The following is a 22,344-nucleotide window of genomic DNA, read 5'->3' on the forward strand; positions in this document are numbered from 1 at the left end:
ATACAAGATAGTTTCCCCTTGAATAAAAAAACGAAAGGAGATACTTTTAAAAAAGGCTCTGTTTAACAAAGCTGTTGACTGGAGCAAATGGCGAGGACTTCTCGAAAGTGCACAAGTACTTTCTTCGTTGGTGTCTTTTGGTGAAGTATGCGTTCAAAAAGGACTGTCATATGATTGGACTTATTCTTTCCATTATCGTGTTCTACGAGGTATTGGCTTTACTACCTGAGCCGTTGGGTTACTTTCATTATGGTTGGTGGAAATTAAAATACTCCATGTTAATTGACCCAATCTTATTAATGATATTAATTGTTTATTACAAATGGATTGTTAAAGTGGAAAATGAAGTAAGATCAGAATCACAATCTAGTTAAAATCGTAACAGTGATATTTGATATTCTCAGTAGATGACTAAAAAAAAAGAAGTGAGCAACAGGGAAAAGTTGCTCACTTTTTTTATGTCATTACTCTTGTTCCATTAATTCTGTTATGGGTACAACTGAACGTTCTTCTAGCGGCCCTCGTAAATGTACAGTCGCAGTTTGACCGTCCTCAGATACAGAGTCAATCCATACATTCACACCATTGTACGTAACTTTAATATCAGCTGAAGAAGATAAAATCTGTTTCACTCGTTTACTTTCCATATGAAATTCCTCCTACCATTTGCTACTTATTTAGCTTTAGATAAAGGAGTAGAACTTATGCATAGTGAGAAAAATTATCGTTGACATTGAGAATCGTTATCGATATAATCACCATAGATAAAGAAAGTCTACATACTAATGGAGGGTTCACCATGAAAAAAAGAAAAGATTTTTGCAGGCCTATTAGCAACAACCGTTTTGTTAGCAGCCTGTGGTGAAGAGGAAGCGAAGGAAGAAGAAGTTAAAGTAGAGCAAGCAGAAGAAACAGCAGAAGAAACAACAGAAGAAACAACAGAAACAGAAGCTGCATCTGAAGCTACTACAGAAGTAGCAGTTCAAGAAGAAATTACAGCATACCAAGATATCAAGGCTGAGCTTGAAAAAATGAAAGAAGATCAAGAAGTAAACTGGGAAACCGTTTCTACATTATATACAGATCATCTTCAAGCCAAAATAAATGAAGTGGACGGCGAATTAGCACAAGGAATTGAAGCATTTATTGAGGCTGGAAAAAGCGGAGATGTAGATCCTAACGTAGCTCGTCAACAAGTTGATAAATTAACTCAAAGCTATTTCTATAAAAAGACAAAAAGATCTTCAAAAAGGTACGCTAGCATTGATGGAAGAAGGAAAAAGGGAGAAGCGAACTCTAGCTTTGAAGAGATTAAAGTTTTAGCGTCTGAAGTCTTCATCCCAACAGCAACAAAGCGTGATGAGTACTATGAATTAACTGGCGAAAACTCTATGGTAGAAAACATTAATAACGGACTAGCTGTTCAAGAAGAAGCACTAGCAGCAGAGAATGCGGAAGAATTCGCTGTATACTTGCAGATCACGGACAAGTCAATTTATAAGAGCTACTACTTAGCGTCTAAATCGTATGGTGAGAAAATCGGTGCAGGAATCGAAGAGGGTGCCTCCCTTGAAGAGTTAACAGAAAAACAAGCAGAGGCTTACGGATTCCTTCAAGCAATTAAAGGTTCTCTATCTGGAGCAGACGAAGAAGCTGTGACAAAATTAAATGATTTATTCTCCCTTACACAAAAAGCGGATGAAATAGATGCAGAAGAAGTTGAAAGCTTATTCGTTCAGGCAATGAAAGCGAAGTCTTCTGGTTACTATGAAAATACTATCAAAGTTTTAGAAGAAGGTAACCTAGTTGAGGCAAAAGTAGACGCAATGGAAGGGAATATGTTCTTATCCATGCTTGCTGTTGACCTAACGAAAGCTAATGGAGAAGAAGCTACTACTGCGTTACTAGAAAAAGGTGAAGCTTTCTTTGAAGCGGTAGCTAGTGAAAACGTAGAAGAAGCGAAGAAATTAAAAGAAGAAATCGTAACAGAAATTTCTAATCTATAATTGCTGAAAAGCCGCGCATAGCGGCTTTTTTGCTGCAAAGAATGTGAACTGGATAATGAGAAGAAATCGCATAACCTTGTGGTTTAGTGTACAATGAATAAGGTTTAGTTCATAAGAAAGCTGGTAGTTAGGATGGTAAAGCAAGGAATTAAGATGGGTAAAAGAATAATTGGTGTGATATTAATCCTCTTATTTATTGTACTTTCATATAAATACGCAAATGCGTTGGAACTCCACTCTATTTTATCCCCGCTTATTCAACATCCTGTGTGGCTTATAACGGGATTATTTCTTTATGGTAGTAGCTTTTTTTGAAGGCTATAGCTTGGACGCGATTAGTATCTCCTCATTTATCTTTTAAAACTTCTTTATATGGTATTTTATATAGTTTATTTTTTAATCATCTTTTACCTATGAAGGGGGGAGAGGTGGTAAGAGGTTATGTTGCATGGCAGCGAGATCACCTCTCTTTTCCTCTAGTGATTTCTTCTGTAGTCGTTGCGCGGCTTCTAGACATCATTTCATTGGGTATTCTTCTACTCTTAGGAATAGGATTGCACGCAATTCATATTAAAAAAAGTTGGTTTATAGGGGTTGCGGTTCTATTGGCAATCTTGATAATCGTGCTGCTGAATTATAAAAGATGGCCAAATAAAATAAAGTCATTATTTTCGGATGTCATTCACATGATATGGTCAAGGTCCATGCTTGGTACATTTTTATTGATTTTTGTTAGTTGGGTCCTAGAAGCATTTTTACTATGGTCCGTATTAAAGTCGTATCCATTTGAAATTAATTTTCTAGAAACGGTATGGGTAAATAGCATAACCATTCTTGGACAAGTGTTTCAGATCACACCTGGGGGGATTGCTACCTATGAAACCATTATGACCTATAGCTTACAAATGGTAGGAGTTCATGCTTCTGACGGTTTTGAAATCAGTGTAATTACACACGGACTTAAATTTATATTTTCTTACGCTATAGGTTTAGTTGTTTGGTTAAGATATCCTATTCCACTTTCGTATAAAACACTGTCACAGGAAGTTAAAGGAGTGAAACAACCGTGAAACGAGCTTCAAAATTTAGAAAAAATAGCAGCTAGATGCTGGAATTTACTAAACGAAGGAAACCTTTTACACCTATCTTTGTCATTGGCACATTTCTTCTTTACCAATTCATAGCGGGGTTACAACTAAGTTATTTAGGACCACTAATTCTTAGCTTTTTTATTGTGCTACCATTGATGATCTTATATTTCTTTTATGATTTTCCCTTGTTTCTAAGAAACTACTTGTGGATTCCTGTTGTAATTTATTTAGTAATAGGTGGTGAGTGGTTCAATGCATTAAGTTTGATAGCACTCGGGCTGTACTTCTTTTTTACCGTTATTTTTTTGGGGCACCTTTTACTACCATCTACGGATCGGAACCACATGGTGGAATTTCAAACGGTTTTGGAAGCTAGTGTTAAAGCATAGCGACTCTACTAGTGGAAATGCACAGGAGCAGCTGCCAAAGTTTCTTCTGCTAGTAAATGTATGGCAATTTACATATGTTACGCTACTACAAGGGCAATCTCTGTCTACTATCTGGTACGGGTCTTTTTACGCTGTAGTCTTCTTATTAGCATTTATTCTTCATCGTTATTTGTTTGACTGGAAACCTAAAATGTATGATCAATTAGCCGTTGTGCCGGATATAGAGGACCTGCCAAAAAGTGAAAAAGTTATTGTTGTGGTTATAGATGGAATGAGAAAAGAGAGATTTTACGAAGCTCGTACGCCATTTTTAGACAAGCTAAAAGAGCAAGGAACAGAGTATACCAATATGGAAACCGTCTATCCTGCAAGAACGGTCGTTTGTTTTAGTTCCATGTTTACTGGTACTTATCCTCATGAACATGGAATTAAATCAAATATGGTATGGACATTAGGGATAAAAGTTGAAAGTATTTTTGATAGCCTTCGTAAAATTAGGAAAAAAAGGACGATTACTTGGGATTGCTCATCTTGTCGATTCATTTGGTTCTGATGTAGATCCTATTACAGCCGTTATGAAACACGATGAAGCGGATCGTAAAACCATTGATGGTGCAAAAGAAATTATGAGAAGTGAAAACCCCGATTTATTTGTTGTACAGCTAATAGGTACAGATCAAATTGGTCATAGCCGTGGTGTTCTTTACGATGATTATATTGAAAAAATTGAAGAAGCGGACCGCTTGGTTGAAGAGTTTGTGGAGTTTTTACAGGAAGAAGGATATATGAAAAATACCACATTCATTGTTTGTGCAGACCACGGTCAAGCTGATGGTATTGGTGGACACGGTCACTTAGATGAAGGAGAGAGATTCGTTCCATTTATTATGCATGGACCTGACATTGTGAAAGGAAAGAAAGTAGAGGAGAAAAGAAGTTTAGTATCCCTTGCTTCCACCATCGCCTTTTTATTAGGTGCTCCATTTCCTGACCATGCCAAAGGACCTGTTTTAACAGAAGCTTTTAAAAGAAAGGACCAGAACGAACATGAATAAACAACGGGTAATCGTCTTTTTACCTGCATACAATGAAGAAGAGTCCATTGGGGAAGTCATCCGACACATTCCCCGTGACTTTCATCCAAACGTAGACGTACAAGTTATCGTTATTGATGATGGATCTGTGGATGAAACCATTCGAATTTCCCGTGAAGCAGGAGCAGATGCAATTTTTAAACAAAATCATAACCAAGGGCTAGGGGCAGCCGTTCGCAGGGGCTTAAGAGAAGCGTATGAGTTGGGGTGCGATATTGCCGTGATGATCGATGCAGACGGTGAATATCCTCCAGAACAAATTCCAGATTTGATATCCCCTATTCTAAAAGGAGAAGCGGATTACACGATGGGATCTCGTTTTTTAGGAACCATTGACGGAATGAAGCTACACAGAAGACTTGGGAATTATGTGTTCACCCTAATTCAATCGATTCTTTTACAGAAATGGATTTATGATGGGCAGTCAGGGATGAGGGCTTTTTCTAGAGAGGTGTGCCGTTCGGCAGAAATTATTCATGATTATAATTATGCTCAGGTCATCACTCTAAATATCATAAGAAAAGGATATCGAATGAAAGAAGTTCCTATTACCTATCGTGTGAGAACGAAAGGACAATCATTTATTAAATTTAAAGCCTACATAACAAATGTGATCCCTGCTATTTATAAAGAAATGAGAAAGACTATCAAATAATGTGCTCGAATCGTGATTGTACCATTGACAAGTGTAATGATAATCAATATCATTAAAGTAGAAAGTGATCATTAGGGTAGAATGTTTGAAAGGGCGAACGAAGAATGAATAAACTGAACGGTATTTTTTTTGTCTCTATTATTGAATATGATTCTCATTTACATAGTTTCACCAATGTCAGTTAGCGCTTACTCTTATGGAGATCCTAGTGAAGAAGCGATTGCAGAAGCCTATAAAGAGCTAGATGCTCATGTTGAACAAGGTAATTGGGAGAACGTGAAAGAAATCTATGAAGCTCATAAAAAGGATTTTAATTTATATTTTACGAATGTTCAAAGTGATCTTGAAGCAGGCATAGAAAGTGAAAATGGCGACGTTGTCTTACGAAGCTGGCAAGCTGCATTAAGACTAAATATCGAACGTCGCTTACATTTTGCTGAGGAACAGTTTGATGACTACGGTCAAGCTAAGCTTTTACTTGCAAAAGCTAGAGGAACCTACAGCGTATTAGAACCTCTAGTTGTTGAACAAAAAGATCAACAAACCTCAGATAATATTTATCAAGCATTTGATGAGGCGTTAACCGCTTTAGGGAATCCTGGTTTGTTTGGGATTGGCAGTCAGGAAAATGATCCAGTAGTTTTTCAAACGAATATTGAGTTCATCTTAAATGAAATCACGCCGATGTTTCCAATTGTTTCCGAGGTAAATGATGATCATTTAACGGAAGAAAACTTGGATATTTTAAGTAACTGGAATGAAGCAGGCGGATCTTCGTTTTGGTTGTGGCTGTCAGTTGGACTTATTGCATTTCTACTCATTATGATTCTTCTGAATAAGAGAAAACAGAAGAAATCATCATAATCTCTTGGATGAAGGGGAGATCATCATGGATTTTCAGGCGTTTCTTATTACATTACGTGAAGCATTAGAAGCAATACTGATTGTAGGGTTAATACTATCTTATTTAACTAGACTATCAGCAGATCAATATAAAAAATGGGTGTATGTTGGGGTTATCTTAGCGTTAATTTCTTCATTCCTGGTTGCCTTGTTGTTCCAAGTAGTGCTTACAGGATTCGCAACGTTTGGTTCCGAGGTGTATATTAAAGTAAGTATTATGTTTGCTTCGGTTATTTTACTGAGTCATATGGTACTTTGGATGAAGAAGCAATCAAAAGGCATTAATGATGAGATGCAGGAGAAAATTCAAGCAGCGATTACAGCCGGAAGTGTTTCGGCAATGGTCATCCACTCGTACTTGATCGTCCTTCGCGAAGGAATTGAAACCGTCTTTTTCTTTGCTGCGATTAGTGGTGGAGATGTAACAAAGGTATTTCAAAGCTTCGGTGCATTAAGTGGATTACTAATGGCTCTCGTAATTGGGTATTTATTTTTCTCTGGAACAATGAAGATCTCCCTTAAAGCCTTCTTCCGAATAACAGGAATATTTATTCTTTTCATCGCAGCTGGATTTCTAGTTCAAGGAATTGGTATTTTACAAGACTTAGGCAAAATGGGATCCTTGTATACATCTGCAGAAGGAAAACCACAGGAGTTATATAATATTGTTCAATTTATGCCAGAACATTTTCAAGATCAGATTCACTTTGAACGCGATACAGGAGAATCTGTTTTAATCAATGGTCAAATTGGCTTGTTCTTTGCCGCCATGTTCGGATACACTCACAATCCTTCACTAGAGCAGTTTCTAGCGTATTGGTTGTACTTTATCTTTGCCTATATTTGGATGAGGTTCGTCAACACAGGAAAGATAACGTTTAAGCTAAGAAAATCGGTTCCGGTTTCTCCAGAACAGCAAAAGGCATCCATTCAAAACGGCAAAGAAGGGAATGTCCCTCAGGTGACAGAATCGTAAAAGGCAGATCTCCGGATCGTCCTTTTTTTCTTATCCTTAGTAAAATAAAGAATAACTTAATTGATAGGAATCGAAAACATAGAAAAAAAGAGCTTGGACTGGATTTATGATATGTGCTATTTTTATTATCATCTTAATGAAACTAGTATTTGTTTCTCCCTATGTAGCTACATGGGACGAAGTGGATTATGTTTTAGGGCTATTTGAATATGACCTATGGAAAATGCAGCCTCACTTCCCAGGTTACCCCTTGTTTATCTTAACAGGAATGATCATTCACCAACTATTTTCTAGTGGTGATCAATCCCTAGCACTTGCTAATCAGATCGTGTATGCAAGTGCTAGCGTTCCAATTTATTATCTATCACGATATTTTCTTGATAAGTCTTCTAGTATCCTAGTTGTGCTTTTAATACAAACGGTTCCGTATACTTCCCTAATTAGCAGCCTTCCTATGTCGGAAGGAATGGCACTGGGTGTGATGTGGTGGTATATTTGGGCCATCTTCCGGTTTGTCAACGAGCAAAAAGGAATAGAGTGGCCGTTTCTACTGTTTGCCGTTCTTTTAGGAGTAAGATTATCTTATTTGCCGTTAGGGACAGGGCTAGTGTATCTTGCCTACGTGGAATGGAAAGCAAAAAGACCCCTTACACCTCTAGTCTATGGCATGAGTGTAGGAGTTATAGGTATAGGGATTTGGGGGAGTGCCCTTGCTGCTAATTCAGGTGGTATTGTATCACTTTACCAACTTGCGACGGGTTTCACAGAAGGTCATTTCACAGAATGGGGAGGAGCGGTAAATGAGTCAACCTTAGGCTTAGCTCGCTTGTCTACCTACATGATTAACATTTTTTGGATAGGTATTTCCAGTGAAAACCTATTACTGTTTATGGTATTCTCAAGTTTAGTACTCTATACAATCAACCATTTAACAAAGTGGAAGAAAGATGGGTTTTTACCACTCCTTTCTCTATTATTCATTTCCTATTTTATATGGGCATTTTTCGCTCAGAACATAGAGAAAGCTAGGCATATACTACCGCTAGTAGGATTGTTTAGTATGTTTTGCTCCATAATTATGTTAAAAGAGGGTAGAAGACTCGGTCGAGTTCTAGTTATTACCATGGTGTCTGCTCAATTCTTTGTCACGTGTCAGCTTTTATGGCAAGCGCATAAAGAATTACCTGCAGTCTATCAGGTAAAAGAATTTGTGGAATCAGAATATGTACAGGCTACTGTGTACACATGGGAAGAAACACGAGTGTTTGGCTATTTAGAGGCAGACTTTACACATAAACGAATGTATACGTACGAACAATTCTTGGGAGACGCCCGAAATGAAAAAGGCCCTATTTTATTAACGAATCATGTGATTGAAGGGTTTATTGAGCAGGGTGTAGATATTACAGAACACATTAACGAGGTAAAACGGTTTGATTCTATGTCTTTAAGAGATCCAATTTATTCAACGATTGTATTGTACGAATGGAAAAATGGTGGTGAAGGTATTGAACGATAAAATCCAACATAAATTAGCTCTACTTCCTGACCAACCAGGTTGTTATTTGATGAAAGACCGTCAAGGGACCATTATTTATGTAGGGAAGGCGAAGATCCTTAAAAATCGTGTTCGCTCCTATTTTACTGGCTCACATGATGGGAAAACACAGCGTCTAGTTGGGGAGATAGAGAATTTTGAATATATTGTCACTTCATCTGATTTAGAAGCCTTAATACTAGAGCTAAATTTGATTAAAAAACATGACCCTAAGTACAACGTGATGTTAAAGGATGATAAAACGTACCCATTTATTAAATTAACGGCGGAACGTCACCCAAGACTTATCACCACTAGGAAGGTTAAAAAAGATAAGGGGAAGTATTTCGGACCGTATCCAAACGTTGGGGCGGCCAATGAAACGAAAAAGCTTTTAGACCGTTTGTACCCCTTACGCAAATGCAATACGCTACCAGATCGAGTTTGCTTGTATTATCATATGGGCCAATGCCTTGCTCCTTGCGTGAAAGAAGTCCCTAATGACACGTATAAAGAAATGAAAGAGGAAATCACTCGTTTTCTAAACGGAGGATACAAGGATATAAAAAAAGAACTTCAGGTTAAAATGGAAGAGGCAGCAGAAAAATTAGAGTTTGAGCGCGCGAAAGAGTACCGAGACCAAATTCAACACATTGAAGCAACAATGGAAAAACAAAAAATGACGCAAACCGACTTTACTGATCGAGATGTATTTGGATATGCGGTTGAAAAAGGGTGGATGTGTGTTCAAGTATTTTTTGTGAGACAAGGAAAATTAATTGAGCGTGACGTGAGTATGTTCCCTATTTACAATGAACCCAGTGAAGAATTTCTTACGTTTCTTGGTACCTTCTATACGAAATCAAATCACTTTAAACCAAAAGAAATCTATCTTCCAGAACATGTAGAAATGGATTTAGTCGAGCAGCTATTAGAAGTGAAAACGTTCCAACCACAGCGTGGGCAAAAAAAACAGCTAGTTGATTTAGCAACGAAAAATGCAAAGATTGCCCTAGGTGAGAAGTTTGCCTTAATAGAACGTGATGAGGACCGAACGATAAAAGCAGTAGAAAATCTCGGTAAGGCGATGAATATCTATACACCTTTTCGAATTGAAAGCTTTGATAACTCAAATATTCAAGGTGCCGATCCTGTATCTGCCCTAGTCGTGTTTATTGATGGAAAACCGGCAAAGAAGGAATACAGGAAATATAAAATTAAAACAGTTAAAGGTCCTGATGACTATGAATCGATGAGAGAGGTTGTACGAAGGAGATATACGAGAGTTTTGAAGGAAAATTTACCTTTACCAGATCTTATTATTATTGACGGAGGAAAAGGACAAATAGAAGCAGCCCGTGAAATCATCGAAGATGAACTTGGCTTAGACATTCCTATCGCGGGACTTGCAAAGGATGACAAGCATAATACAGCTGAGCTACTTTACGGAAATCCTTTAGAAACCGTCCCATTAGGTAGAAGAAGTCAGGAGTTTTATTTATTACAGCGTATTCAAGATGAAGTGCATCGGTTTGCCATTACGTTTCATCGCCAAGTTCGTGGAAAAACGGCATTCCAATCAGTCTTAGATGATATTGCTGGTATTGGACCTAAGCGAAAAAAACAACTTCTCAAGCATTTTGGATCATTAAAAAAAATAGAAAGATGCTACCCAGGAGCAACTAGTTGAAGCTGGTGTACCGAAAAATGTAGCAGAAGAATTGTTTGCAAAATTGCAAGAATAGCATTGTCTGGCGATTGCTGGTCTGTTATACTAAGGTTTGAAAATTTCATATATTATCACTTTTTAAGTGGTGATAGAGGTGCGAAGATCAAGAGTATTCTCTTCTTGAAAGGATGAGCTTTCCAAAAGAAGAAGTAAGAAAGGGTGATTCGCCGAAGTATATTTGTTCTCATAAACAAATGTACTGGTTGTGCATTTAATAGATGTACGACTGTCAAGATGTTGATCTTGGAGAGCTATCTCACGCCAATAAATGGTATCTTTTACGATTATTAGGCAATGAGAGACTATCTCTCATTGCCTTTTTCATTTTGACGGCTCTCCTTACAAGAGGATAGGAGGAACAACATGGCATTGATTGTACAAAAATTTGGTGGTACTTCAGTGGGAAGTATAGAAAGAATTCAAAACGTAGCTACCATTGTAGAAGCAGAAAAAAACAAAAGGAAATCGAATTGTTGTGGTCGTGTCGGCTATGGGGAAAACAACGGATCAACTCGTCTCCCTAGCAGGGCAGTTAACGGGTACACCGTCTAAACGAGAAATGGATATGCTATTAAGTACGGGAGAACAGGTGACAATCTCATTACTAGCTATGGCACTACAAGCAAGAGGGCATCAAGCCATTTCGTATACAGGATGGCAAGCGGGGATTATGACGGAAGCCGTTCCTTCAAATGCAAGAATTGAAGACATACAAACAGAAAAAATTCATTCAAAGCTAGAAACAGAACAAATTGTCATCGTCGCTGGATTTCAAGGCATATCAGCAGATGGGGATATAACAACACTAGGTCGTGGTGGTTCTGATACAACGGCTGTCGCATTAGCAGCAAAGCTAGGGGCAGATCGCTGTGACATTTATACCGATGTGGATGGAGTATATACTTCAGATCCAAGAGTAGTTGGACATGCACGAAAATTAAGCACCATTTCTTATGATGAAATGCTGGAGCTTGCTAATTTAGGGGCAGGAGTTCTTCATCCACGAGCAGTTGAATTTGCTAAAAATTATCATGTTGAATTAGAAGTTCGCTCAAGCATGGTTGCGGATAGAGGAACAATGATTACGGAGGAGAACGCAATGGAAGATCAATTAATTGTAAAAGGAATTGCTTTTGAAAAAAATGTGGCACGTATAACATTATTCGGATTAACAGAGCAATCTTCTGGATTAGGGGAAATCTTTAGTGCATTAGCACTTGAACAAATTGACGTAGATATTATTATTCATAGTCAATTAGAAGATGGCTCTATGAACCTATCATTCACAGTAAATAGCGAGGATGTTGAACAAGCAACCAATCTGTTAGTAAGAAAACAAGAGGTTTTAGGCTTTAAAGAAATAGAATTTGAAGAAGGATTAGCAAAGGTCTCTGCCGTAGGTTCTGGGATGATTTCAAATCCAGGAGTAGCGGCTAAAATCTTTACCACGTTATCAGGTGGGGGCATTCCAGTTAAAATGGTTAGTACATCTGAGATTAAAGTAAGTGTAATCGTTTCAAATGATTTGATGGAGAAAGCATCAAACGTATTGCACGATCAATTTATTTGTGGATGATCAATTTTTTGAAAAACAAGAAAGGAGTAGGAAAGGTCCTACTCCTTTAAATCACATACGTCATATGGTATCGTGCTTATCCCACTGCACTGTAAAGTGTATCTGTTCGGTAACGTTTTTTAATTTGTTCAAAGCATTCTGTTAATACACTATGGTGCTGCTGGTATTGCTCTGCAAGAAATCCGGCTTCCAATTTAAATGAAGGCTCGCTATACATTTGAAGTCTTCTTTCTACTATGGGTCCACTCAGCTGATAGACCTTGAAAGATCTTCTGTCTTCTACAATTTGAAGCTCTCCCCAATTGGCCTCTTTAAAAACTCGGCTACCTCTTCAAATGTAGCAAGTGGAAATTTTCTAGCGACATGCTTCCCCATCCAATAAAGTAATTCAGGAGTATGCTTTCCAAGTAACTCAGGCATGATGAAATCACGAATTAATTCATAACCGAATGAAGAAGAGGATTCTATATGTAAATGCTCATTTGCTTCTGAACTTTTCTTCAATGTCATTCCTCACTTTCTCTACCGTATATTATATACACCATCTGAGAAAAATTCATCCAAAAACTGATAGAGATTTTTTTCTTTGTTTTGAATGAAAGGAATGCTACAGCAATATTATTGCAATATAGCTCACTGAAGGAAGGAACCGATTCTAAACATCTTAACAATAGACAGAATAGTCTGTTTTGTTTTAAGCTTACTTGGAAAGAAATTTTCGAAAAGTAAGGAAATTGTATCCGTTTTCTTGACGCTTACACTTCATGGGAGTAAAATGAACTTGTCACATAATTGTTATATAATTTAGCTAGTGACTCTATTAGAATACTATTTTCTTACTATATAGAGAAACTTGCTGATCATTTAGGAGGGGGTAAATTCATGGCTGGGAACAACAAGGAGTATTTGTTACGAAGACTTCATTCATTACTAGGAGTCATTCCTGTTGGTATTTTTTTAATTCAACATTTAGTGGTCAACCATTTTGCTGTCAGAGGGGAACAAGCATTTAATGATGCGGCACATTTTATGGAAAGCTTGCCTTTTCGATATGTGTTAGAGACATTTGTTATCTTTTTACCGCTATTATTTCATGCCATTTATGGCTTATATATAGCCTTTACAGCAAAGAACAATACCGCAAAATACGGATTTTTTAGAAACTGGATGTTCTACTTACAAAGAATTTCAGGTGTTGTCACGTTAATCTTTATTTCTTGGCATGTGTGGGAGACACGTGTTCAGGCAGCATTTGGAGAAGAAGTGAATTTCAAATGATGGAAAATATTTTAAGTAATCCATGGATGCTTGCATTCTATATCATCGGAGTCGTATCAACTGTGTTCCACTTTGCGAATGGTCTATGGTCATTCTGTGTAAGCTGGGGTATCACGGTGTCACCACGCTCACAACTTATTACAACTTACATTACCCTAGGTGTGTTTGTAGCATTATCCTATGTTGGAATTCGTGCACTTTTTGCATTTGTATAAGAAATAGAATCATAACTTACTAGTCTAAAAGGCTTTTTACGAATAAAGGAGTGAGCTTCGAATGAGTAAAGGAAAAATTATTGTCGTTGGCGGTGGGCTTGCCGGCCTAATGGCAACGATTAAAGCAGCTGAATCAGGCACACAAGTTGAATTATTTTCACTTGTACCTGTAAAGCGTTCTCACTCTGTTTGTGCCCAAGGTGGTATTAATGGAGCAGTTAACACAAAAGGGGAAGGGGATTCTCCTTGGGAACACTTTGACGATACAGTATACGGGGGAGACTTCTTAGCAAATCAACCTCCTGTTAAAGCTATGACAGAAGCAGCACCAGGTATCATTCACTTGTTAGACCGTATGGGAGTTATGTTCAACCGTACGCCAGAAGGATTACTTGATTTCCGCCGTTTTGGTGGAACTCAGCATCACCGTACAGCTTTTGCTGGAGCCACTACTGGTCAGCAATTATTATATGCTCTTGATGAGCAAGTTCGTCGACATGAAGTGGCGGGTCTTGTTACAAAATATGAAGGCTGGGAATTTTTAGGTACTGTCATTGATGATGAGGGTGTAGCTCGTGGTGTTATCGCACAGGATCTAAAGACAATGGAATTCCGTGCATTCCCAGCGGATGCCGTCATTATGGCAACAGGTGGACCTGGAATTATTTTTGGTAAAAGTACGAACTCGGTTATTAACACGGGGGCAGCTGCATCGATTGTGTATCAACAAGGTGCTTACTACTCAAACGGTGAGTTCATTCAAATTCATCCAACAGCCATCCCAGGAGATGACAAGCTACGTTTAATGAGTGAATCTGCACGTGGTGAAGGTGGACGTGTTTGGACATACAAAGACGGAAAACCTTGGTATTTCCTTGAAGAAAAATACCCAGCATACGGTAACCTAGTACCTCGTGATATTGCTACACGTGAAATCTTCGATGTGTGTGTCAATCAAAAGCTAGGTGTTAACGGAGAGAACATGGTGTATTTAGATCTTTCACACAAAGATCCTAAGGAACTAGATATTAAGCTTGGTGGTATTATCGAAATCTATGAAAAATTCATGGGTGACGATCCTCGCAAAGTTCCGATGAAAATTTTCCCTGCCGTTCACTATTCAATGGGCGGACTTTGGGTAGATTACGATCAAATGACGAATATTCCTGGCTTATTTGCAGCGGGTGAATGTGATTATTCTCAGCATGGTGCAAACCGACTGGGTGCCAACTCATTGTTATCAGCGATCTATGGTGGTATGGTTGCTGGACCAAACGCGGTACGCTATATTAACGGATTAGAGAAAAGTGCAGAGGACCTGTCTTCTACATTATTTGAACGTCATGTAAAAGAAGCTGAAGAAAAATGGAACAGCATTCAATCCCTAGAAGGAAAAGAGAATGCGTATATCCTACACAAAGAATTAGGAGAGTGGATGACAGATAACGTTACTGTTGTTCGCGAAAACAAAAAATTACAAGAAACAGATGATAAGATTTTAGAGTTAATGGAACGTTTTAAAAACATTAACATTCACGATACAGCTAAATGGAGTAATCAAGGGGTTGTCTTTACTCGTCAGTTAGAGAATATGTTACACCTATCTCGTGTAGTGACGATTGGTGCATTGAACCGTAACGAAAGCCGCGGTGCGCATTATAAACCTGAATTCCCAGATCGTAACGATGAAGAGTGGTTAAAAACGACTATGGCTAAATATAACCCAGGAAATAATTCTCCTGAATTCCATTATGAAGATGTGGACACATCTTTAATTCAGCCTCGTAAGCGTGATTATACGAAAAAGAAAGGGGCTAAAGCATAATGAGCGAAAATAAAACGATTCTATTTGAAGTTGTAAGACAAGACATGCCTGAGTCAGAACCTTACGTTGAAAAGTTTAAAGTTCCTTATCGCAAAAATATGAATGTGATTTCAGCCCTAATGGAAATTCGTCGTAATCCTATTAACTCCGATGGAAAGGAAGTAGCTCCTATCTCTTGGGATATGGGTTGTTTAGAGGAAGTATGTGGTGCTTGTTCGATGGTCATCAACGGAAAACCAAGACAATCCTGTACAGCCCTAATTGATAAGCTTGAGCAGCCAATCCGATTAGAGCCAATGCGTACGTTCCCAGTCGTTCGTGACCTTCAGGTAGACCGTAGTAGAATGTTTGATTCTCTTAAAAAGGTCAAAGCTTGGATTCCAATCGACGGTACGTATGATTTAGGACCTGGTCCACGTATGCCTGAAAAGAAAAGACAATGGGCATATGAATTATCAAAATGTATGACGTGTGGTGTTTGTTTAGAGGCATGTCCAAACGTTAATAGCAAGTCAGATTTCATTGGGCCTGCTCCACTTTCACAAGTTCGACTATTTAACGCACATCCAACGGGCGCGATGAACAAAGATGAGCGCTTAGAGTCCATTATGGGTGATGGTGGTCTTGCTAACTGCGGGAACTCTCAAAACTGTGTTCAATCTTGTCCAAAAGGAATCCCTTTAACAACAAGCATTGCAGCACTAAACCGCGACACAACGTTCCAAATGTTTAAAAACTTCTTCGGAAGCGACAATATGGTATAAGAAATAAAGCTCTCCGTCCTGCTTAAGACGGAGAGCTTTATTACTTTTACATCTTTCAAGAGCAATTTTCCGGTTTGATTGTAAAAAGCTGGTGATAAACACGGGTTGTCTTGTATAATTAAAGAATGAATGTTCATTCATTTTATAACGAAGGGGATGTTAAGGTGAAACAGATTACATATATAGACGACTACTGTTCATGGAGAGAATCATTTCAATTTTACAATGAAGTGAAGGTTCGTTTTTCTGAAACGGATATGTTTGGACACTTGAATAATACGATTCCGTTTACGTACTTTGAACAAGCGAGAATTGAATATTTTAATCATCAAGGCTTAATGAAGGAATGGTTAAAGGATAGTAGTGACTGTATACCCGTCGTCGGTGATCTACAATGTCACTACCTAAAGCAAGTGTTCTTCGAAGAAACATTAAAAATATATGTTAAAACAAATAGTATAGGCACATCTTCGATGGATTTGCATTATATGGCAGTAAATACTCAAAATGAAATTTGTTTTGTGGGGAGAGGTAGTATCATCCAGATGTCCAAATTAACAGTAAGGTGTGCCTTGGAGTGAGGAATTGAGAAAATTGGGAGCGGTTAAGTTAGCGAAATAGGGCCTATTTTTTTTCTTTCTCTTATGCAATAGCACTCCTTTTGTCACTCTAACATATGATATGTTGATGACATATCAATACCCATCCCGAGTGTTTTAGCTGGCGAAGGCAAGGAGGGTTCACATAATTGAAGGAAAATGAATTTGCTCACAAACCTTTACTAACAAGAAGAGAACGCGAAGTATTTGAACTACTTGTTCAAGACAAGACAACGAAAGAAATCGCTGGTGAATTATTTATTAGCGAGAAAACAGTTCGTAATCATATTTCGAATGCCATGCAAAAGTTAGGCGTAAAGGGGCGTTCACAAGCAGTAGTAGAATTACTACGTATGGGTGAACTTAAATTATAGGAAAAGAAGCGACCTGATTAATCGGGTTGCTTTTTTTTGTAAATCAAAAGAAAAAAACAATTCTAGCTTCACAAAAGAACTTATGGTTATGCAATATCTTGAAATTTAAAGAAAAAAAGGAGACAATAATACTATTAGAAGTTTAGGGAGTGCAGGGATATATGGAAAGTAAGGATTGGAAAAACGAAAAATTAGTCAATGCGGTAGCAGATATTGAGAAAGACCTTCGCTACATATCCTCTATCATTAAACAAAAAGGTAGAGAAATTTTAAATGAATATAAAATTACCCCTCCACAATTTGTGGCCCTTCAATGGTTATTTGAAGAAGGAGACATGACAATTGGGGAACTTTCGAATAAAATGTATTTAGCCTATAGCACAACAACAGATCTTATTGACCGAATGGAGAATAATGAGTTAGTCAAACGGGTAAAAGATACAGGCGACCGTAGGGTTGTTCGAATACATCTCCTACAAAAAGGAGAAAAAATAATTGAAGAGGTAATAGTACAGCGTCAACATTACCTTCAAGATAAATTAAATGACTATGACCAAGAGCAAATTATTCAGTTAAAAGAGCAGATTACAAAACTTCACGAAGTGATGAAGACAGAATGAGGGAGAAGCTTGAACAAACCGATAGGCATAATTGATTCAGGTGTAGGGGGATTAACGGTCGTTAAAGAAGTGATGCGCCAATTGCCTAATGAACGCATTTACTATGTAGGAGACACGGCTCGTTGCCCATATGGTCCTCGTCACACAGATGAGGTTCGCACTTTCACCTGGGAACTGACCAACTATTTATTACAATATGATATCAAAATGCTTATAATAGCATGCAACACAGCTACAGCCGTTGTATTAGACGAAATAAAGCACAAATTATCTATTCCCGTCATTGGCGTTATAGACCCTGGGGCACGAGCGGCCATAAAACATACCAAGTCCGGTCGAATTGGTGTCCTGGGAACTAACGTCACAGTGAAAAGTAAAGCGTATGACCGTGCGTTACGAACAATTAATCGTGATGTTCAAGTATGGTCCAAAAGCTGCCCAAAATTCGTCCCACTTGTTGAAAGTGGTGAATATACAGGGTCATTTGCAGAAAAAATCGTCAAAAATACACTTCAATCAATGAAACAACACCCACTAGACACCATTATTTTAGGATGTACACATTACCCATTACTAGAACCTATTATTCAAGACGTAATGGGTTCAAATGTGAAAGTGATTAGTTCCGGCGATGAAACAGCACGGGAAGCGAGCGCTATTCTAGATTATCAGGAATTGATTTATGCTGGGGATACGAAGCCAGCTCACCGTTTCTTTACAACTGGGTCAGTAGAACTGTTTAAAAATATAGCAGAAAGCTGGTTGGAGTTTGAGGCGGTTGATGTTGAGAAGATCGTTTTATAGGTATTTTCATGGATAAGCTAAAGGCATTTGCCTTTGGTCTTTTTTTTTTTTTGGTTCCTAAGAGGTAGGACGCAAGAAGAATGAAAATTAGAAAAAATAGCGCAAGCAGAGTGAGTCTAGGAGCAAGGTAGGGGAGAATCGGCGCAATCACTAGAAAAGAGGGAAAAAGTGCAACCACAGTCATATAGAACGTAAGAAAGGTTGAGACGCAACCAAAATGAAAATATGCAAAGGAGGGGAGGTCACTGACTAGCTTGTTTAAATTTTAAATGTTTTCACAAAAGAACTTGGTCTATTTATGGAACAAGCCCGTATACATATAGTACAAACCGTTTGAGGAGGGGTATCTGTGATTTCTTATAAAAAAAATTTCAGCTACTGCAATAATTGTGTCGGCTGTTGCATTATCAGGATGTGGGTTGTTCCCGACATCTGGGAATCCAGAATTGGATCCGCCAGAAGATGTAAGTTACTTAGAAGAAGGGTCTGTTGAAGAGGCAGCACAAAATGATGGGGAAAATGTAACAAGTTCTGTAACAGAAGATGAAGAGTATACAACGATGACGGAATTATATTTGATTGATGCAAATGGGTACGTAGTGGCTCAAAATTTACCTCTACCCGTAACTAATAGTGTAGCTAAGCAAGCATTAGAATACTTAGTTGCCAATGGCCCGGTAAATGAAATTTTACCGAATGGTTTTAGAGCGGTGCTACCAGCTGATACAATGGTAGATGTTGATATACAAGACGGCTTAGCGGTTGTTGATTTCTCAAAAGAGTTTGAGAATTATAATGCTCAAGATGAAAAAGCGATCCTTCAATCCATTACATGGACCATGACACAATTTGAAGGAGTAGAGAGTGTAGAAATCCGTGTGAACGGCCACTCCCTAACGGAGATGCCTGTGAATGGAACGCCAATCTCAAAAGAAGGTCTATCTCGAAAAGATGGAATCAACTTGACACTAAGCGATGTGGTAGATATTCAAGGCTCAAAAGCCGTAACGGTGTATTACTTAGCACAGTCTGGTGAAGAGGTTTACTACGTTCCAGTAACGAAGCGCGTCTCCAATTCAACCGACACGATTTCATTAGTTGTCAACGAATTAATTAAAGGCCCAGATGCATCTTCAGGTCTTGTTACGGGATTAATGCCAGACGTTGAACTACTAGACTCTCCTACTGTAAAAGATGGTGTCGCCACATTGAATTTCAATGAATTTATCTTTGGTAGCTTCGAACAAAAAATGATTTCTGAACACGTTCTTAACTCATTAATACTTTCGATTACGGAAGGATCTGCTGTCGAAAAAGTGGCCATCACAGTAAACGGAGAGGCAGAAGTATTAAATGAATCCGGAGAATCTATCAGCGAGCCAGTTTCAAGACCAGAAGATATAAATGCTATTAGTTTTTAAAGTGAAATTTGATATACTATATACTGGATGATGAGGTGGGTATTATTCCACCTCTCTTTTTATTGAAATGGAAAATAAATTTTAGGTTATTGTTGAATAAAAAGAAAAAAGGTGCTCGCACAAAAAATGAGGAAACCCGCACCAGATGAGAGCGAACCCGCACGAGAAACAGTGGGAGCCGCACGAAACTTGGGTATATCCGCACAGAAAAAAGGTGTCCGCACAAGAAGTGTAGAAACCCGACCACAGTGAGAGCAAACCCGCACGAGAAACAGTGGAAGCCGCACCAAACTTGGGTCTTACCGCACACCCGGACGTAGTCCACTAAATCACTGCCATTCATTTATCCAAAACAACAAAAATTCTATACATCATCAAGGAGGAATGCACCATGAGAAGGAATGAACGAAAAGTTGATGAGCTTCGCCCTGTAACTATTGAGACGGACTATCTAATACACCCAGAAGGATCGGTGTTAATTTCTATAGGACAAACGAAAGTGATTTGTACAGCTAGTGTGGAAGAACGCGTTCCTCCTTTTATGAGAGGAGAAGGAAAAGGTTGGGTGAATGCTGAATATAGTATGTTGCCAAGAGCTACTGAAAAAAGGACCATTCGTGAATCCTCTAAAGGAAAAGTGACGGGGAGAACAATGGAGATTCAACGATTGATTAGTCGTTCCCTGAGAGCGGTGGTGGATCTTACGGCACTTGGTGAACGTACAATTTGGATTGATTGTGATGTGATTCAAGCAGACGGTGGAACCAGAACGGCTTCTATAACCGGTGCATTTATTGCAATGACAATAGCGATTGATAAAATAAGTAAGGAAAAGAAGCTACCAAGATTTCCTGTGAACGATTTTTTAAGTGCGATAAGTGTTGGAATTGATCGAGAAAAGACGGTTATTTTGGACTTGAGTTATGATGAGGACAGTACCGCAAGAGTAGATATGAATGTTGTCATGACTGGTTCAGGTGAATTTGTAGAAGTACAAGGGACGGGTGAGGAAGCAACATTTACGATGAGTGAACTGCAACAATTGCTCTCCGTTGCAGAGAAGGGGAACCGAGAGTTGATGAAATTTCAAAAAGAGGCACTAGGTGAGATTGCCGGTAAAATTGGAGGAAGCTAAGATGAATGAAGTTATTATTGCAACACAAAACGAAGGGAAAGCAAAAGAGTTTATACATATGTTCGAAGGGTACGGAATCAAAGTGAAAACCCTAAATGATGTGGCAAAAGATTTAGATATAGAAGAAACAGGTACAACTTTTGAAGAGAACGCCATAATCAAAGCGGAAGAAGCTTCAAAGCTATTTCAAACACTCGTAATAGCTGATGATTCAGGTTTAGAAATTGACGCGCTAAACGGTGCACCAGGAGTTTATTCTGCTCGTTATGCAGGCCTTGAGAAAAATGATGATGCGAATATGGAAAAGGTTTTAAACGAATTACAGGGAGTTCCTAAAAGAAAAAAGAACGGCTAGGTTTTGCTGCTGTTTAGCTATTGCTGCTCCTGGATTAGAAACAAAGGCGGTGTTTGGAACATGTGAAGGAAGGATATTAGAAGAAAAAAGAGGTCACAATGGATTTGGGTATGATCCGATTTTCTTCGTTGAACATTTAGGTAGAACCATGGCTGAACTGACAAAGGATGAGAAAAGTAGTGTGAGTCATCGAGGCAATGCATTAAAGAAATTAGCACAACAGTTACCAAGTATTTTAGAGGTGATAGAAAAGTGAAGGCATTAATTGTGAGTGACAATCATGGGGACAGAGATGTTCTACGTGAACTGAAATCATTATATCGGAATGATGTTGATGTGATGATTCACTGTGGTGATTCAGAGCTCAAAGAAACAGCTTCTGAAATGACAGGATTTGTTGGTGTAAAAGGAAACTGCGACTGGGAAGGAAATTACCCAAAGGATTTGGTTGTGGAATGGGGAGTTCATAAAATCTTTGTTACTCATGGACATGTATATAATGTCAAAATGAGTTTAATGAACCTCTCTTACAAAGCACGTGAGGTTGGTGCTACGATCGCTTGTTTTGGCCATTCTCATCAGCTTGGTGCAGAGATTATAGACGGTGTTCTATTTGTAAACCCAGGGAGTATTCTAATGCCAAGAGGTAGAACGGAAAAAACGTATGCCCTTCTAACATCAGTAGACGAAAAACTTGTCGTCCAATTTTACGACCGAAATCATAAAGAACTAGTTGAGCTAACAACTGAATTTAACTTAAAATAATCGAGGGGAAAAATCCTCGATTATTTTATCAAAAAAGTGTTGACTTTGATATTAATAGTCAATATAATAAAACTTGTCCTTGAGAAAACAAAAGAATTTTTGATGGGAAAACAATCATTATTAACATGTCCCAGTAGCTCAGCTGGATAGAGCAACGCCCTTCTAAGGCGTCGGTCGGGAGTTCGAATCTCTCCTGGGACGTCCAAAACCTTTACTAAATAGTAAAGGATTTT

General features: G+C 38.4%; 17 protein-coding genes, 1 tRNA gene, 6 pseudogenes and 1 riboswitch. Of the genes and pseudogenes, 22 read left to right on the forward strand and 2 right to left on the reverse strand.

The annotated features are described in order from the left end of the window. Positions 1–170 precede the first annotated feature (170 nt). On the forward strand, positions 171–374 hold the full coding sequence (locus M44_RS12360; protein WP_010174049.1) for a hypothetical protein: 204 nt from the start codon (positions 171–173) through the stop codon (positions 372–374). Positions 375–464: 90 nt separating this feature from the next. Here M44_RS12360 and M44_RS12365 read toward each other — a convergent pair whose 3' ends face one another. After that, complete coding sequence (locus tag M44_RS12365) at positions 465–647, reverse strand: H-type small acid-soluble spore protein (protein WP_010174051.1); 183 nt, start codon at positions 645–647, stop codon at positions 465–467. A gap of 198 nt (positions 648–845) precedes the next feature. On the opposite strand from M44_RS12365, the gene M44_RS12370 reads away from it, so the two are divergent. The 9 genes and pseudogenes from M44_RS12370 (at position 846) to M44_RS22910 (ending at position 11,956) form a co-directional block, all read left to right on the forward strand. Continuing rightward, positions 846–2,006, forward strand: a complete 1,161-nt coding sequence (locus M44_RS12370) for a hypothetical protein (protein ID WP_010174053.1) — start codon at positions 846–848, stop codon at positions 2,004–2,006. Between the two features lie 311 nt (positions 2,007–2,317). Next, a complete protein-coding gene (locus tag M44_RS12380) occupies positions 2,318–3,076 on the forward strand; it encodes a lysylphosphatidylglycerol synthase transmembrane domain-containing protein (RefSeq protein WP_010174057.1) in 759 nt (252 codons plus the stop codon). Continuing rightward, positions 3,073–4,541 (forward strand): annotated as a pseudogene (locus tag M44_RS22895) (alkaline phosphatase family protein). The gene M44_RS12380 and the pseudogene M44_RS22895 overlap by 4 nt, the downstream one beginning before the upstream one ends. After that, the gene (locus M44_RS12390) at positions 4,534–5,235 is read left to right on the forward strand and encodes a glycosyltransferase family 2 protein (RefSeq protein WP_010174060.1); all 702 of its coding nucleotides are present in this window, start codon (positions 4,534–4,536) and stop codon (positions 5,233–5,235) included. The pseudogene M44_RS22895 and the gene M44_RS12390 overlap by 8 nt, the downstream one beginning before the upstream one ends. Before the next feature lie 174 nt (positions 5,236–5,409). After that, on the forward strand, positions 5,410–6,099 hold the full coding sequence (locus M44_RS12395) for a hypothetical protein (protein WP_154098088.1): 690 nt from the start codon (positions 5,410–5,412) through the stop codon (positions 6,097–6,099). A 25-nt stretch (positions 6,100–6,124) separates the two neighbouring features. Continuing rightward, positions 6,125–7,114: an FTR1 family iron permease gene (locus M44_RS22900; protein WP_010174064.1), complete on the forward strand. Its 990-nt coding sequence runs from the start codon at positions 6,125–6,127 to the stop codon at positions 7,112–7,114. Positions 7,115–7,220: 106 nt separating this feature from the next. Continuing rightward, positions 7,221–8,633, forward strand: coding sequence for a glycosyltransferase family 39 protein (locus tag M44_RS12405; protein ID WP_010174066.1), 1,413 nt, complete (start codon positions 7,221–7,223; stop codon positions 8,631–8,633). After that, a pseudogene (gene uvrC / locus M44_RS22905) lies at positions 8,608–10,396 on the forward strand (excinuclease ABC subunit UvrC). Before M44_RS12405 ends, uvrC begins: the two are co-directional and overlap by 26 nt. A gap of 65 nt (positions 10,397–10,461) precedes the next feature. Beyond that, positions 10,462–10,642, forward strand: a riboswitch (Lysine riboswitch). A 101-nt stretch (positions 10,643–10,743) separates the two neighbouring features. Further along, positions 10,744–11,956, forward strand: a pseudogene (locus M44_RS22910) (aspartate kinase). A gap of 76 nt (positions 11,957–12,032) precedes the next feature. On the opposite strand, the pseudogene M44_RS29985 reads toward M44_RS22910, so the two are convergent. Continuing rightward, a pseudogene (locus M44_RS29985) lies at positions 12,033–12,466 on the reverse strand (YslB family protein). 372 nt (positions 12,467–12,838) lie between these two features. On the opposite strand from M44_RS29985, the pseudogene M44_RS22920 reads away from it, so the two are divergent. The 12 genes and pseudogenes from M44_RS22920 (at position 12,839) to M44_RS12480 (ending at position 22,312) form a co-directional block, all read left to right on the forward strand. Further along, positions 12,839–13,449, forward strand: a pseudogene (locus M44_RS22920) (succinate dehydrogenase cytochrome b558 subunit). Between the two features lie 61 nt (positions 13,450–13,510). After that, on the forward strand, positions 13,511–15,274 hold the full coding sequence (sdhA, locus tag M44_RS12430; protein ID WP_010174082.1) for a succinate dehydrogenase flavoprotein subunit: 1,764 nt from the start codon (positions 13,511–13,513) through the stop codon (positions 15,272–15,274). Beyond that, positions 15,274–16,038, forward strand: coding sequence for a succinate dehydrogenase iron-sulfur subunit (gene sdhB, locus M44_RS12435; RefSeq protein ID WP_010174084.1), 765 nt, complete (start codon positions 15,274–15,276; stop codon positions 16,036–16,038). Before sdhA ends, sdhB begins: the two co-directional genes overlap by 1 nt. Before the next feature lie 164 nt (positions 16,039–16,202). Further along, positions 16,203–16,619, forward strand: a complete 417-nt coding sequence (locus tag M44_RS22925; RefSeq protein ID WP_010174086.1) for a thioesterase family protein — start codon at positions 16,203–16,205, stop codon at positions 16,617–16,619. Positions 16,620–16,786: 167 nt separating this feature from the next. Beyond that, positions 16,787–17,011 carry a helix-turn-helix domain-containing protein gene (locus M44_RS12445; protein ID WP_010174088.1) on the forward strand — a complete coding sequence of 75 codons (225 nt, stop codon included), beginning with the start codon at positions 16,787–16,789 and terminating at the stop codon, positions 17,009–17,011. 161 nt (positions 17,012–17,172) lie between these two features. Continuing rightward, complete coding sequence (locus M44_RS12450) at positions 17,173–17,631, forward strand: MarR family winged helix-turn-helix transcriptional regulator (RefSeq protein WP_010174090.1); 459 nt, start codon at positions 17,173–17,175, stop codon at positions 17,629–17,631. 9 nt (positions 17,632–17,640) lie between these two features. Further along, on the forward strand, positions 17,641–18,435 hold the full coding sequence (gene racE / locus M44_RS12455; RefSeq protein ID WP_010174092.1) for a glutamate racemase: 795 nt from the start codon (positions 17,641–17,643) through the stop codon (positions 18,433–18,435). A gap of 419 nt (positions 18,436–18,854) precedes the next feature. Continuing rightward, positions 18,855–19,856, forward strand: coding sequence for a GerMN domain-containing protein (locus M44_RS12460; RefSeq protein WP_010174093.1), 1,002 nt, complete (start codon positions 18,855–18,857; stop codon positions 19,854–19,856). A gap of 391 nt (positions 19,857–20,247) precedes the next feature. Further along, positions 20,248–20,991, forward strand: a complete 744-nt coding sequence (gene rph, locus M44_RS12465) for a ribonuclease PH (protein ID WP_010174095.1) — start codon at positions 20,248–20,250, stop codon at positions 20,989–20,991. Between the two features lies 1 nt (position 20,992). Beyond that, positions 20,993–21,602: pseudogene (locus M44_RS22930) on the forward strand (XTP/dITP diphosphatase). Then, the gene (locus M44_RS12475; RefSeq protein ID WP_010174101.1) at positions 21,599–22,111 is read left to right on the forward strand and encodes a metallophosphoesterase; all 513 of its coding nucleotides are present in this window, start codon (positions 21,599–21,601) and stop codon (positions 22,109–22,111) included. Before M44_RS22930 ends, M44_RS12475 begins: the two are co-directional and overlap by 4 nt. A gap of 127 nt (positions 22,112–22,238) precedes the next feature. Further along, positions 22,239–22,312, forward strand: a tRNA-Arg gene (locus tag M44_RS12480). Positions 22,313–22,344 lie beyond the last annotated feature (32 nt).

The sequence above is a fragment of the Bacillus coahuilensis m4-4 genome (assembly GCF_000171615.1).
Taxonomy (GTDB): domain Bacteria; phylum Bacillota; class Bacilli; order Bacillales; family Bacillaceae_K; genus Bacillus_T; species Bacillus_T coahuilensis.